This is a genomic window from Bremerella alba, assembly GCF_013618625.1.
GTDB classification, from domain to species: domain Bacteria; phylum Planctomycetota; class Planctomycetia; order Pirellulales; family Pirellulaceae; genus Bremerella; species Bremerella alba.
In genome coordinates this window covers 711,436-725,696 of sequence record NZ_JABRWO010000001.1, presented here as the reverse complement: position 1 = coordinate 725,696, position 14,261 = coordinate 711,436, and the positions used below count along the sequence as shown (strand labels likewise).

General features: G+C 55.4%; 10 protein-coding genes. 6 read left to right on the top strand and 4 right to left on the bottom strand.

Annotation, left to right across the window (positions count from 1 at the left end; all coding sequences use genetic code 11):
* Positions 1–436: 436 nt before the first annotated feature.
* Together HOV93_RS02855 and HOV93_RS02850 are read left to right on the top strand one after the other, a co-directional pair.
* Entirely contained in the window at positions 437–3,856 is a 3,420-nt protein-coding gene (locus HOV93_RS02855; protein ID WP_207394916.1) for a S8 family peptidase, read from the top strand.
* Positions 3,857–4,263: 407 nt separating this feature from the next.
* On the top strand, positions 4,264–5,772 hold the full coding sequence (locus HOV93_RS02850; protein WP_207394915.1) for an outer membrane protein assembly factor BamB family protein: 1,509 nt from the start codon (positions 4,264–4,266) through the stop codon (positions 5,770–5,772).
* On the opposite strand, the gene HOV93_RS02845 is transcribed toward HOV93_RS02850, so the two are convergent.
* Positions 5,687–6,598, bottom strand: coding sequence for a hypothetical protein (locus HOV93_RS02845; protein ID WP_207394914.1), 912 nt, complete (start codon positions 6,596–6,598; stop codon positions 5,687–5,689). The two genes, HOV93_RS02850 and HOV93_RS02845, sit on opposite strands and share 86 nt — an antisense overlap.
* Positions 6,595–7,446, bottom strand: coding sequence for a hypothetical protein (locus HOV93_RS02840; protein WP_207394913.1), 852 nt, complete (start codon positions 7,444–7,446; stop codon positions 6,595–6,597). The genes HOV93_RS02845 and HOV93_RS02840 overlap by 4 nt, the downstream gene beginning before the upstream one ends.
* Positions 7,447–7,951: 505 nt before the next feature.
* Between HOV93_RS02840 and HOV93_RS02835 the strand changes: the two genes are divergently transcribed.
* Positions 7,952–8,389 (top strand): hypothetical protein, encoded by a 438-nt coding sequence (locus HOV93_RS02835; RefSeq protein WP_207394912.1) that lies wholly within the window; start codon positions 7,952–7,954, stop codon positions 8,387–8,389.
* Positions 8,390–8,511: 122 nt separating this feature from the next.
* Here the strand turns inward: HOV93_RS02835 and HOV93_RS02830 are convergent, their stop codons facing one another.
* Positions 8,512–9,462: a DUF3616 domain-containing protein gene (locus tag HOV93_RS02830; protein ID WP_207394911.1), complete on the bottom strand. Its 951-nt coding sequence runs from the start codon at positions 9,460–9,462 to the stop codon at positions 8,512–8,514.
* Positions 9,463–9,700: 238 nt separating this feature from the next.
* Between HOV93_RS02830 and HOV93_RS02825 the strand changes: the two genes are divergently transcribed.
* Positions 9,701–10,483, top strand: coding sequence for a TrkA C-terminal domain-containing protein (locus HOV93_RS02825; RefSeq protein WP_207394910.1), 783 nt, complete (start codon positions 9,701–9,703; stop codon positions 10,481–10,483).
* 19 nt (positions 10,484–10,502) lie between these two features.
* Here HOV93_RS02825 and HOV93_RS02820 read toward each other — a convergent pair whose 3' ends face one another.
* Positions 10,503–11,621 (bottom strand): DUF1570 domain-containing protein, encoded by a 1,119-nt coding sequence (locus tag HOV93_RS02820; RefSeq protein WP_207394909.1) that lies wholly within the window; start codon positions 11,619–11,621, stop codon positions 10,503–10,505.
* A 193-nt stretch (positions 11,622–11,814) separates the two neighbouring features.
* On the opposite strand from HOV93_RS02820, the gene HOV93_RS02815 reads away from it, so the two are divergent.
* Positions 11,815–13,110: a hypothetical protein gene (locus tag HOV93_RS02815; RefSeq protein WP_207394908.1), complete on the top strand. Its 1,296-nt coding sequence runs from the start codon at positions 11,815–11,817 to the stop codon at positions 13,108–13,110.
* Between the two features lie 73 nt (positions 13,111–13,183).
* Complete coding sequence (locus HOV93_RS02810; protein ID WP_207394907.1) at positions 13,184–14,254, top strand: peptidylprolyl isomerase; 1,071 nt, start codon at positions 13,184–13,186, stop codon at positions 14,252–14,254.
* Positions 14,255–14,261: the final 7 nt, after the last annotated feature.

Below are 14,261 nucleotides of genomic sequence, written 5' to 3'. Positions count from 1 at the left end.
CAGCTAGCCGCACGGTTTGTTTTCTTTTCGCCACAAATGTCGGATTCAGGCTACTTGGACTTGAGCCATTCTGGAGATTTTTCCAGAATCCCTGCCCGCTCGATTTGACGCCAGGGAAGGCGCGACCGACATTTCCGCAGGACTTTGCGGAGGAAGTTGATAGCACGCAAGGAATGCTCGCTATCGCTACCTAGGAAGTCTCTCTACTCCCCAGCGTGACCGGGCAGCCAGCTATCGGCAGCAAGGTGACCCACGTCACGCACTGCTTAATTCGGCCTTCGCGCACTCAACCGCACGACGGCCATGTTCCTGCTGACATGCATGCAACCGAGCTCCCAGGCAAGTAACGGGACGGCTAGCAGCGGCCAGCAAGCACTTATCCAAACCATCGGCTCGGTCGGAATCGAGCTCTGAGGTGACATTAGGAGCAGCGAAGGTGGGAAGTTTCGATAGTGACAATCCCGAGGTACGTTCCGGGCTAGCACAATGGCTGATCGGTGGTGGTGCGAATACCAATCGTGCGGCCGACAGCTCGCGCCGCAGCAAGCACTGGTCTTCGAAACACTCGACCGCCAACGCCATCGAAACGCTGGAAGTGCGCAGCATGATGGCAGGCGATACGATCTCTTCGATCTGGTTCGAGGACGTCGCCGGCGACGACTATCAACGCAACGGCGGCGGCTACACGACCGATGCCAACGGCGTGATCGAGCAGTCGACCCAAGATCCCAACACCAACGACTGGATCGTGCAGATTTCCAGCGGCGTGGCTAGTTCTCTTACGTCGGTCTCGCAAGTTGGTTCACTGCTGGCCGGAAGTGGTTTCAACGTCGAGGTCGTCCGCGGACTGGGGCTGGTCGGTCAGCTATTGGTTCGCAGCGAAGGGGCAAGCGCCCAGGACGTGGGTGCCTGGTTCTCGTCGCTCGATGTAATTAGCGGGTACGAACTGGACGTGGCTTCGGTCTTCAACATCACGCCCAACGACGCCAGCTATTCGTCGACCTACGGCATGAATCAGATCGACGCACCTGAGGCCTGGAACAAGACAACCGGTTCCGACAGCGTGGTGGTCGGTGTGATTGATACGGGCGTCGACTATACACACCCTGACCTGGCCGGAAACATCTGGACCAACCCCGGCGAGATCGCTGGCAACGGAATCGACGACGATAACAACGGCTTTATCGACGACGTGCATGGGTACGACTTCGTGAACAACGATGGCGACCCGATGGACGACAACCACCACGGCACGCACGTCGCCGGAACGATTGCCGCACAAGGCAACAACGGACGCGGTGTGAGTGGCGTCGCTTGGAATACGTCGATCATGGCGCTGAAGTTTCTCTCGGCAAGTGGTGCCGGATACACTTCCGACGCGGTCCGGGCGATCAACTACGCCACCATGATGCGCACCCAGTACGATGTGAACATTCGGGTGCTCAACAACAGCTGGGGTGGTGGTGGATTCAGTGGTTCGCTGGAAGCGGCCATCCAGGCCAGCGAGCAAGCCGACATTTTGTTTGTCGCCGCAGCAGGAAACGACGGTACGAACAACGACTCGAATCCTCACTATCCATCCAACTACGACGTCAGCAATGTGATCTCGGTGGCGGCCACCGACAAGAACGACAACCTGGCCAGCTTCAGCAATTACGGAGCAAGCACCGTCGACATTGCGGCCCCCGGCGTGGGTATCTACAGCACCATCGCCGGCGGCTACTATGCTTCGTTTTCCGGCACCAGCATGGCGGCTCCGCATGTCGCAGGCGTCGCCGCACTGGCTTTCGCCTACGATCCGGATGCGACTGCGGCGGAAGTGAAAGATGCGATCTTAGGTGGTGGCGATCTGATTTCGGGGCTCAACGGAGATGTCTCGACCGGCATGCGGTTGAACGCGGCGGGTACACTTGACTTGTTGTCGCCCAACAGCAACGACCCGACGCCTGATCCGGAACCAGAACCAGAGCCCGTACCTGAACCGAACAAAGCCCCGACACTTGGTAGCGTCTCGACCAACCCCAGCACGGTGTTCCTGGGCGAGACAGGCGCGATCACCATTTCGGCCAAGAACGTGTCGGACGCGGACGGCAGCGTCTCGAAGGTCACGTTCTACCGCGACTCGAACGGCAACGGGAAGTGGGACGCGACCGATTCGGTTCTCGGCAGTGATTCGACCATCAGCGGTGGTCTGGCCAGCTTGACGATCAGCAATCCGTTTACCTCGGCCGGAAGCCAATTGATCTTTGCTCAAGCCACCGACAACGAAGGTGCGAAGAGCAACCTGGTGGCGACCTCGGTCACGATTGTGCAGTCGGACGATTACGCGAACACAGCCTCGGGTGCGACGCTGATTTCGGTGGGCAGTTCTAAGGCCGGCAAACTGAACTATGCGGGCGACGTCGACTACTTCCGCTTTAGTGCGGTCGCCGGAACCACCTATGTGATCGATACCAGTCACAGTTCGTTGGCCGGGTCCGAGCTGACTTTGTATGGCAACAGCGGCGCGTCGCAGTGGGCGCAGGATTCAAGTACTTCGGGTTCCAAAATTGTGTGGACGGCCAGCACCTCAGGCATCGTTTATCTTGCCGTGAAGGGTGCCACCAGTTCGCATACCGGCGACTACATACTGAAGATTGCCGAGTCGTCTCCGTTTGAGCTGAAGAGCGGGACCCTGGCCATCCTGGGAACCGACGGTAACGACAGCATCTCGGTCAATCACACCGGTTCCACCGTGACGGTGACGATGAACGGGAAGTCGTCGAGCTTCAATGCTTCACAAGTAAAGAAGATCACCTTCGATGGCGGAGCCGGCACCGATTCGGCTCGGTTCTATGGAACCAGCGGTAAGGAAACGTGGGTTTTCCGGGCTGATACGATGACTGTCCAGGGAAGTGGTTTTACCTGGAGCACCGACAACGTCGAGTACAACTATGGCGCGGCGAGCAGCAACGACTCGGTGACTTTCTACGATACGATTGCCAACGACTCGTTCACGAGCAGCCCGACCAAGTCGTCGATGTCTAGCAGTGGCTATAAGAACGAAGTTACCGGAGCTAGGTCGGTTACGGCCCGGGCCACTCATGGTGGTATCGATACGGCCATGCTATACGATTCGAGCGGAAACGATTACTTCATTGGCCGCGGAACCGACAGCTATATGCTGACGTCGAACTCGTCGATTTCAACTTATGGCTTCGAGCGAACCAACGTTTACAGCACCGGCGGAAACGATCAGGCGTACTTGTACGACTCGAAAGGGAACGACACGTTCGTTGCCTATGGTTCGTCGAGTGTCCTGAGCGGTTCGGGTTACACGAACACCGTTTACAATTACGATCGTGTTTCGGCGATCGCGATGAACGGCGGCAACGATACGGCAACCTTCCACGATACGGCCGGCAACGACGTTTACATTGCTCGCGGAAATCACGCGACCATGTATGGTGCGAGCTATTACGTATTGGCCCAAGGTTTCGATCGTACGTCGGCCATCTCGACCAAGGGCGGCAACGATCAAGCCTTCTTTTACGATACCGTCGGCAACGATGCGTTTTACAGCCGCACGGTCGAAAGCTCGATGGCTGGACAAGGCTTCTCCAACACAGCGCGAGGGTTCGATCGTGTCAATGCGATCGCTTCTGCCGGGGGTCATGACGTGGCGTATCTGTTCGATACCCAAGCCGATGACCAACTTATCGCTCGGTCAAACTATGCCTCCTTACAAGGAGACAATTTCTCGAGTTACGCTGCCGGTTTTGACGTTGTGAATGCCTACTCAACTGCAGGTTCTGACAAAAGTTATGTCGGCGACATCGACTTTCTTATGCAATACTTTGGTGAGTGGGAAGATTAACACGACCTCTTAATCTTCTCCGGATGCTTATCCTCTTTCCCTCCGAACTTGGGCAGTTTCCCACCCACCCCACCGTCGACCTACCCAATCGCTCGGACCGCCCTGGTCGGAGCGATTTTTTTTATGCGCTTTCCCTTCTAGTCCCTTCGCCCCGGTACTCCGGAAAGAGGGTTAGGGTGAGGGGGTCTTCTGAAATCGTTGAGGACATGGCCGCCATGGTCTGCGTAACCATGGCGAGCCCAAGACCCGCAGGGACAAGTTGATATTGCTGCAGAATCCCTCACCCTTCGAGAGAGAGGGGACAAGAGCGAGGTCCTTTGTTGAAATCTCCGAAGAAAACAAGCACAATAAAGTGACCTGCCCAGGCATTCACTCTTGCTGCGTTCTCTACTCTCAAGGTTTCTTATATGTTTCGTGCAATTTCTGCGCTTGTTGTTTCCGTAGGATTGTTTGCTGCACTGGCTTGGGCCGAATCACGGAGTTGGACCGATTCGACCGGGCAGTTCAACATTGAAGCGGAATTTCAGGAGTATTCCGGAGGGAGCGTCACCCTTTTGAAGGCCGATGGCGAAACGGTCACCGTTCCGATGACCAAGCTCAGCCGGACCGATCAAACCTGGGTCCGGGCTCGACTTCGCGAAATGCGATCGAATAAGAATCGACCGACACGCGGCAACATGAAATCAGACGACAGGGAGTCAGGCCAAAGGGATGCTCGCCCGGCGACCAACCGGGGTGCCCCGGGCGATTGGCTGCAATGGCGAGGCCCCGATTCCAACAACATCGCCCCCGGCCCAGCCGCTCCGACGCAGTGGAATGATACGCAGAACGTGAAGTGGAAGGTCGAGGTGCCTGGTCGCGGTCACTCGTCACCGATCATCGTGGGGGACTACGTGATTCTGACTTCCGCCGACGAAAACCGTCAAACGACCGGTGTGTTTGCCTACGACAAGATGACCGGAAAGCCGGTCTGGAAAACACCGATCACGCAGGGAGGCTTCCAAGGGGAATTGCATGCCAAGAACACGCACGCGACGTCGACGGTGGCATCCAATGGAAAGCAGCTGTTTGTCGTTTTCATTCAGAACCAAACGGTGCAGTTGGTGGCGCTCGATATCCAGGGAAAGCTGCAATGGCAGGTCAACGCTGGCCCCTACGTGCCGCAGCAATACAAGTTCGGCTATGGGCCGTCCCCCATGCTGTACGACGATATGGTGATCGTGGCGTCGGAATTCGAGAAAGGTTGGTTGGCCGCGTTTTCGCAGAGCAATGGCCAGTCGCGTTGGAAGCAGCCGCGCAGTGGAATCTCGTTTAGCTCCCCAGTTGTGGCCAAGATAGGCGGCAAGGATCAGATGCTCATCAGTGGGTTGAAGGCGGTCTCTTCCTACGATCCAAAAACAGGCGAGCCGTTGTGGGCAGTCCCAGGTACCACCAATGCCACCTGTGGCACGATGGTGTGGGAAGGGGACACGGTCTTTGCCAGTGGTGGATTTCCCGACCCTCAGACGATTGCCGTGAAAGCAGGCGGCTCGGGTCAGGTGCTGTGGACCAACAACGAGAAATGCTACGAGCAGTCGATGCTCGCTCACGATGGTTACCTCTACGCGTTCAACGACGGAGGGATCTTCTTCTGTTGGGATGGCCAGACCGGCGAAGAGAAATGGAAGACCCGCCTGGGCGGCCCCGTTAGTGCGTCGCCCCTATTGAGTGGCGAGAATATCTTTGTCGCCAACGAGAAAGGAAACGTGTGGGTGATCAAAGCGAACCCGCAAAGCTACGATCTGGTCGCAGAAAACCGGCTGGGAGACGAGGTCTTCGCCACCCCGATCGTTAGTCAGGGACGTCTGTATGCTCGCTATGCGGATAGCTCGCAGGGGCGTCGGCAAGAGTATCTGATTTGTCTTGAACAGCAGTAGCCGGCGAGTCTTCTTTCGCAAACAACACATTTGGAAAGAAGATGCGTATGGGGAAAAGCGTTCCCCATACCATCAGTGCTTGAACGCCCAGGACCGGATAGAGAACGGCAAGGATCAAAGCGAGGTTCCCCGACCAGGATTCAAATGGCATCAAGGCAGCCAGAAAGATCAGCGGGACAACGGCCCATAACGCCAAGCAGGAGACAATCCACCAGGTCACTGCGCGGCGCGACGTGGCCACGGTAGACAGGCAAATTGGCACCAGGTAAACGCCGGAGACAAACGCGAAGATGACAAAGATCATCTCTTGCGCCTGTTTCCAAAACTGAAGATCGGTTGCGTCTGCCAAACGTAGCATGAAGAGAAACACACCGGCCAATCCACTGAGCAAGATGATCTCGGCCAGCGAGAACTGCAGCGACCAGCGGTTGGGTCGTGCCGGGATTCCGAAAAAACGGCAGGACAACAGCGTCATGACAACAATGACCACGGCTTCCAGCAGTAACCAGGCACTGACACCCACCGCCTCTTCGTTGAGTAGGAACATCAGCAAGCCAATGACCAACAGCGACCCGGTTACCCCTGTCAGTCGCCGGGCCATGACTGGCCATCCGCCGGCGACGCTCAGGAAACTGAACATGCCGATCAAAGCAAAGGGACTTGATAGCATCGTCCAGATGACCCAGTGCAAAATGCTGAAGCTGCCGGAGGTTAATGCCACAATGACATAGGGTGTAGCATTCAACGCAACCAACCAAGTTAGGACCAACCACTGCCACCGCGAGGGCCATTTCCAATGGGCGACAACTTTAGGAAGTAGGTTCATTGCATGTCTGCGAAGTCTTGTTCGCCATGGGGGTGATGCGGTTTTTCGTCGACTCGATCCAGCGGCTTAACCTCGGGTCGCATATGCTTGACGAGCACGCCAGGGAAGATGGTGATCAGAGGAATCATGATTGCCAGGGCCATCACCGTTTGGCCGGCGTGGGCGGCATAAAACAGTTCGAGATGTCCGCCGGTTAAGTCTAACAACTCGAAGGTCCGTGCTTCGATGAGCGGAATGAGGGCGACGGCAACAAGCAACAGGATCGCCGCAATCGAGCGTGGCCGGCGACCTCGAACGATGAGCGGCAGCAGAACGATTGTCATGAGCGTGCCGGAGAACAGTGAAAACACCAGAAAGTGAACGCCTGCCTGGGATGCCCATGCCAGCCAATCCCACACGAAGATTTCTGAGACCAAGCGAATGATGGCGAACGTCACGCCGATCAAACCCACGCTGACCACAATTTCCCACAAGGCGATGCGGACTTTCCAGGTAGTGTGGATCGGTAACATCGAACCAAGACAGCCCAGGCCAAGCATCGCCAGGGCTGTGAAAGCGGTCGTGGCCGCGAGCCCCGGAGTAAAGTCGACGGGGCTTTCATAGCTTATCAGCGCCATGATCAAAACAAGCAAGCTTTGCCCTACGATCATCCCGAGCATTCGCAGCCACACAGGCCCGATGCCTGCCGTCAGCCAAATGCCCAGCAGCGAAGCCATTACAAAAGGGGGCACCAAAATGAACCAGAACCCGTCCAAGACCCAAGGGGGTTCGAAGAGTGAACCAAAAGCCCCGACGACGACAGCCAGAATCCACATTAGGGCAATCCATTGCAGAACGGTCCATCTCATCTGGTTTTGATTCCCCCTAAGTTGATCTCCGAAAAGCACTTCTATCGTATCGCTTAGGATCACTTCTTACCAAATACGCGTGATCTGGCCCCAGTTGGGTTTATCTATCTTACTGCGAGTTGTGGGGGTTTAGGGTGAGTTGGTTGCGAGTTAGGGATTGAATCAAACGCATAATATGGGCGCCCCGTGAACATGTTGAAGAAATAAGCATCCATAAAGGTACGTGCACCTCACTTGAGCATTGTTAATGATATGCCTGGGTAGCGGCCTGTCGCTCGGCTTGTTTTGGCTTTTTTAAAAGTCAATTGGCTTTTAGAGTTACGGTCGGTTGGCGGTAACCAACATCGTGTTTTGGCACATGTTTCGCGTACCGAGTTTTAAGAGCACTTCTCGACTGAGAAGCGCTTTAGCATTCCGGAATGCGAACGACAGCCTTGCGCACAGTAGCTCCGCCGATGGATCGCGGAACTCTCCATTTCCAACGACTGGCACTAGGGAGACGAGCATGACCTCGTTCGTAGTCGCGTCCATCCTTACGATGGCGTCGATGGGGGCTTCCCCTATCGAAACCCACGTGGTCGACCGTGTCGACCTCGTCGAAATTAATCACTTGTACGACCTACAAGGCCGTCTCGTAATCAATCAACTTATTTTCTACCAATGGGATAGTGCATCCCAAAGATTTCAGGTCCGCGCCTGGCGGCTGCTTAAGACCGACGATCAGCTTCCGCGCAAGTCGTGGAATCAGGATCAATTCATCTGCCATTGGCGTGACATGAACGTCCATCGCAAGGTTTACGCAGACAACGTTCGTGAAACGTGGACAACCTACGACCCGGAAGTACTCGAACGCAATATGTTTCCCATAGAACAGCGGAGCGAGTTGAGTCAGCCTGAGCAGCTCTCGGGGCGTTTGGCCAAAGCGGAAACCGACGAAGAGTAACTTACCGTCAACCATCGCGCTGGCAAACGCGCTTGCGCCCGAAATAATAGCTGCCGCGGGGACACCAAGCGGAAAGGTCTCTCACCCTTTCCCACCCCAACGCAGCTTTTTCGTGCGCATGGCTACGGCGAAACAAGAATGGGTTTCGCGATTCGCAGCACCGTCGGGCTACCATTGGAAGAGCTATCGCAGACCAGAACGACATCGAAGTAGGCCTCGGTCTCTTCGACCAGTCCGAGCCCTTCCGGCTTGGCACCAAAATGCGGCAAGGGGACTTCACCCAGGTTTCGTGGAAGGTTCGCTTGATCGCAGTCACGGCCTGGGATCGCATCCTTACCATTCCATTGGTAGATCCTGTAAGAAAGGGGTTCGTCCCGCATTGGACCCGCCAGAATAAGATAGTCGCTGTTGGTTCGCACCAGGTCGCGAATACCACGTCCGCCGAGATCGACCAGCAGGACGTCGGCTTTTTCCGGTTTGTCGAAGTCAAGCTTAAGAATAGGTACCAGGCCTTCTCGTAAGACAGGCCCCCGAAACCCGACCAGCAGGTCGTCGCCCTCGGCAGCGAGTCCTTCTAGGTCGATGCCGTTCTCTTTGCTGGGGATCGCCAGGAAAGGAGCGAGCAGATCGTTTTCCTTCAGCGTGGGCAGCAAGTCGCACGGCTTCACCTTGTCAGAGAACTTCCCCCTGCCCAGGTATTTGATCTCGAACAATCCTTGCCGGTCTGGCTGCTTGTCGCGCTGTTTCAAACGATCGCGGTTGTGCTTCTGTGTTCGTTTTGGATTGAGTTTCTCTCGCTTCTTCGAGTGAGACCCCAGCACGTACAAGCGGAAGTCGCTAAACGCTAATCCTTCGATATCTATTTCCGATTTTTTGTCTTCCAGTTGGTCCTTCAAGTCGATGATCCCATCGACATCGTAGTCGCCGGGAGCACGACGGCGGAGGATTTGAACCGACGCGCCTTCGTCGCCGGCGATTGCCAAATACTGGCCGTCGTCGATGACCACGATCGCACTGATATTATTCGGGTGAAGGATGTCGCCTCGAAAGGTCCACAGGGCCAGTTGTTGCATCGTGGTGATTTTCGCTTGAGAGGAAACTGGTGGTTCCGATATAGCAGGACGATGGTTCGAAGGGATCGAACATAGTGACTTCCGGTTGCCAGAAGGGAAGCTGCCAGAGGTTAACTAGGGTTTCTGTATCGCGGTACGCGTATTGACGCAGCAGAACATCGGCGCGTGATTTGCATACTTACGATATCACAACGTCCACATTCCAAGCAAAACGTTTTCGGGGGATAAATACGGTTTAATGGCATCGTTTCTGCCCATCATCTCACTCTTTCTGGTCATTGTGATCTCATTAATGGTCGTTCGCATTGCGACCATCGCTTTGGTGCTGACAGGCATCTCGCACCAGTTGGCGCAATTTCAAGCTCGATCCGCATTCACCGGGGCAGGCTTTACGACATCGGAATCGGACAAAGTGACGCAGCATCCGGTGCGACGAAAGATCATCATGCTGCTGATGCTTCTGGGGAACGCCGGGATCGTGACGGCCGTTAGCTCGCTGATGCTTTCGTTTGTGAACACCGGCGACGAACACCCCGTAAGCATCTGGATTCGCTTCGGTTCATTGGGTATCGGCTTAGGGATCTTATGGTTCATCACTCAAAGCGAGTGGCTCGATAAGCGTTTGAATAACCTGGTCGAATGGGCCTTGCGTCGTTGGACCGATTTGGAAGTGGCCGACTACTCGAATCTATTGCACCTGGGCAACGGTTTTATGGTGGTGGAAATGATCGTCCAGGAAGATGACTGGCTCGTCAAAGGCGACCTGTCCGGCCTGCGGCTTTCAGAAGAAGGAGTCTTAGTCTTGGGTATCGAACGCCCCGGGGTCGACTATATCGGAGTTCCCCGCGGTCACACGCAACTGCAAGCCGACGACACGGTCATTCTGTACGGCCCGCGTGATATTCTGACAAACCTCGATGAACGCCGCGCCGGATCGACGGGCAACTGGGATCACCATAAAGCGGTCGATAAACAGCTGCAAGCCCAGCGCGAGCAGGCCGAGCTCGAGCAAGAAGCGTAATGACAGAAAGCTGCCTGGCTTACATCTTATTAGGCAGGTCGGTGATATACCGCAGAAAGTGTGCTTCCAACTGATCGAAGTTACTTCCGAACGCACTTTGGAAGTCGCGCAGACGCTCTTCTGCCGTGTAGTCTTGGTCGGCTGAGCGCGCGGCAACCTTTCGGACATACGCAGCGAATTCGCGGGGACGTGTTTCGATGAGGTAGAAGACCATTGCCCAGCCTTCGCCATAGGCAGTCGCTGGGCGTTTGTAGTAGGCGTCGTCGGTAGCAATGAACTGGGCCATGGAATTCGCAGGCCGACGAGTCTTGGCATACTCCAGAAACTCGAGCATCCGAGTTTTGTTGACGCGGTCGCGGAGGGTTGCATGGTTGTGCGAATCCCACACGCCGGGTGCTTCAAACATGGTTGCGAGTCCTTCCACCATCCACTTCGGCTGCGGTGCATAGCGGCTGTGAACACCGGTGTTGAAGGCCGTTTGGTGGGTGGCCTCGTGAATGATTGTGGCCATATTGTCGGACCATGCCGGGTTATCGTGGTTGCCGTGGGTCACGTCGTACAGGGCCACGCGATTGGTGAGCGAAGAGTAGTACCCGACCAGTCCCGGCGAAACTCGCATCCCATCCTTGGCGGCATACTCTTGATACGAACGAAAGTCCGGGAACACGACCGCGACCAAGGGGAATTCGTTCCGCTGCAGATGAATGCCTCGTGCTGCGAAGTATCGATGGAACGATCGAAACAGCTTCTCAAACTGGCTGGCCCACGCGTCTTTCTGGCCGGCTGGATGCACGACCAGGTAGTTGCCTGTTCCGGTGACGTCGTATCCGTTGCCGAACTCGGCCAACAGATCGCCGCGCATCTCGAATTGCGGCAAAGGACGAAAAGAGGTTGCTAGCTGCACGAAGTTGGAAGCACTCTGGGGAGCAAAATCCCACATGCGACCATCACGGCCGAGCATGATGACCCTTTGTTCGGTCGCGAGCACCGGGGTGGCTTGAATGGTTTCGTCTTTCAGATCAAGCTGGATCATTACCGGGTAAGTCGTTTGCTGGGCAGCAGTTTCGGCCAGAAAAAACGGTCCGAATGTCAGGCAGGATAAAGTTGCGCTCAGCAGAGCAATCTTTAGGAACTTCATGTCCAATCCCGGTGTTTATGTCAGGGGAATAGTAAATACCTTACAAGCGTAGGTTACGCGCGACTAAAAACCCCTACAAATGAGGGGGAAAGTTTCAGGGAATTCGCTGGAAACTTGTCGCCACAATCCCTAGAATGATTGCTCACCTCATCTCAAATGGACCCTTTTCTGGAAGAAATTCCTAACTCTATTCATGGACGCGCTTCGAACCATCATGTGGGTGGGCCTTGTGCTTGCGCTCGCGCTACCGCTTCATTCTCAAGATGCAGAGCCTAGTTTGTCGGACCAAGTCAAAGCTTGGGCACGTCGGCTAGACTCTGACACGCTAGAGGATCGCGATCGCGCTGAACGGAAGATTATCGAGCTTGGTCATCAAGCGATCGAGTATCTTCCGCAGGTCAAGCCAAGCACGCCGGCCGAGGCCAAGGCCCGGCTCCAGCGGATTCGAACCATTTTGGAAAAGGCCCGTGCTGATAGCGCCGCTAAGGCATCTCACATCACGCTCGCCGTCGAGGATAAGCCGCTGGCCGATATCTTGGGGGCGATTCAGGAGCAGACCGAGAACAAGCTAGTCGATTATCGTTCCAACTTTGGGCAGCGCGCGGAAACCACCATAGTCAGCGTCGACTGGAAGGAAGTTCCCTTCTGGCAGGCGGTTGAAGAGCTGTTCGCCAAAACAAACCTCGAGGCCTATCACTACGCAGGGCAGCCCAATGTGCTGGCCTTTGTCACGCGGCAGTCGTCCTCTGGCGAGCCGAACCCCTTGGTGCGAACGAGCGAGATCTTTCGCTTTGAACCAACCCGCGTCGAGTCGTTTCTGAATCTTTCAGATCGCTCGCAGCGTGGGACGTTTTTGAATTTGCAGGTTGCCTGGGAACCTCGCGTCGAGCCGATTGTCATTAAGTTACCGCTAGATCAATTGAAGATCGAAGACGAGCAAGGCAAGAGCCTGACCTCCGGAGACCAGACCGGTTCGCTCGATACGGAAGTGCTGCAAGGCGTTTCGGCCGTGGATATTCAGCTTCCCCTCGGAGGTGTCGAACGAGGATCGCAGAAGATTTCGACCCTTAGCGGACAGATGGTGGCCTTGATGCCGGGTCGGGTCGAAACGTTCATGTTCGATAAGCTAGAGACCGCACGGAATGTGAAGGACTCAAGAGGAACGATCGAGGTTGTCCTGGAATCGTTTCGACGTAATGGCGACGTTTGGGAGGCAAGTATCCTGCTGCGATTGTTGAACGAGCAGGGCGCGCTCGAATCGCATCGCGGTTGGGTCTACAACAACGAAGCATATTTGCAGGGCCCCGACGGGGAACGTATCGATATCGCCGGGTTTGAAGAAACCTACCGCGACGTCGATACCGTGGGGATGTCGTACAAGTTTGTATTAGAACGAGAAGTAGGCGATTTCCAATTTGTGTATCGGTCTCCGGCGTCGATTATTTCGTTGCCGGTATCCTTTGAGTTGACCGATATTCCACTGCCGTAATTTCAACGGGAAGCCAAGTTGGCGGGGCTTCCCGACACGTGGTACCAGAATCCGAAAGAATTGAGAACAAGCCATGTCGTCAAAACCTTGGATCGGATCGCCAACGTTCCTTTTAGTGATGATCTGCTTGATTGTCTTGCCAGAAGTTGCGAACCAATGGAGCTTGTCGGGCGATCTTGAGTCGTCGATCGGGCCCTATCTGCCAGAAGAGACGCTCATTCATCCTTCCACCGGGGCGATGGTAGTAGCCAGCGTCAACGACGTACCGATCTACGATGTCGAAATCGAACGTTATTTAGAGCGGTTGAATGTGTTCGACGAAATGCCGGATACCGCGCTGCACGTCTATCGCTCGACGGTAATGTCGCAACTGGTACGCCGCCAGGTTATCCTTTCCTATCTACAAACGACCGATTTCCGCGCTTCCGAGCAAGATATTAATTTGGCCCTCGCTGAGGTCAAGCAGTCGCTTGCCGCACGTGGTCAGTCACTCGACGAGTTCCTCGCTTCTGGCAAGGTCGATCAGGCCATGCTTCGTCGCAATCTGGCCTGGAAAATCGCCTGGACACGCTACTTGAAAAGCTATCTGACCGAAGCGAATCTGCGACGCTACTTCGAACGGAATTACGAACGGTTCGACGGTACGTCCCGGCACGTCTCGCAAGTCTATTTTGGGAATCCAGAGAACCTCGAGGATTTCGACTGGGATGTCGCTTTTCGTGAAGCCGTGTTCCTTCGCGATCGTATCCAACAAGGCGAAATCTCATTCGAGGACGCAGTCAAGAAGCATTCGCAAGCACCCAGCGCCGCTGACGGCGGGGACATGGGCTGGATCAAGCATCATGGGCCGCTCGATCCGCGTATCCATGAAGCTGCGTTTGCTCGCCCGGTTGGTGAACTCGTCGGACCGATCCAAACCAAGTTCGGTATCCATCTGATGAAAGTCCACCAAGAGAAGCGTGGCGAAACGAATTGGAAAGACATGATCGACGACATTCGCACCGCAGCGGCCGCGTACCTGTTTGCCCATGTGGCTGATCGTCACATTTCCGACTCGAACGTTTATTACTTCGGCGAAGAAGAAGGTTCGGAAATCGATCCTTCGTATGTCCGTCGTTTCAGCGACGAATTCATCGCTCCCTAGTTCCGCG

What these genes read in the sequence shown, in the direction of transcription:
- HOV93_RS02850 (WP_207394915.1), top strand. Translation starts at nt 4,264, where the DNA reads ATGTTTCGTGCAATTTCTGCGCTTGTTGTTTCCGTAGGATTGTTTGCT.
- HOV93_RS02815 (WP_207394908.1), top strand. Translation starts at nt 11,815, where the DNA reads ATGGACGCGCTTCGAACCATCATGTGGGTGGGCCTTGTGCTTGCGCTC.
- HOV93_RS02825 (WP_207394910.1), top strand. Translation starts at nt 9,701, where the DNA reads ATGGCATCGTTTCTGCCCATCATCTCACTCTTTCTGGTCATTGTGATC.
- HOV93_RS02810 (WP_207394907.1), top strand. Translation starts at nt 13,184, where the DNA reads ATGTCGTCAAAACCTTGGATCGGATCGCCAACGTTCCTTTTAGTGATG.
- HOV93_RS02835 (WP_207394912.1), top strand. Translation starts at nt 7,952, where the DNA reads ATGACCTCGTTCGTAGTCGCGTCCATCCTTACGATGGCGTCGATGGGG.
- HOV93_RS02840 (WP_207394913.1), bottom strand. Translation starts at nt 7,446, where the DNA reads ATGAGATGGACCGTTCTGCAATGGATTGCCCTAATGTGGATTCTGGCT.
- HOV93_RS02845 (WP_207394914.1), bottom strand. Translation starts at nt 6,598, where the DNA reads ATGAACCTACTTCCTAAAGTTGTCGCCCATTGGAAATGGCCCTCGCGG.
- HOV93_RS02830 (WP_207394911.1), bottom strand. Translation starts at nt 9,462, where the DNA reads ATGCAACAACTGGCCCTGTGGACCTTTCGAGGCGACATCCTTCACCCG.
- HOV93_RS02820 (WP_207394909.1), bottom strand. Translation starts at nt 11,621, where the DNA reads ATGAAGTTCCTAAAGATTGCTCTGCTGAGCGCAACTTTATCCTGCCTG.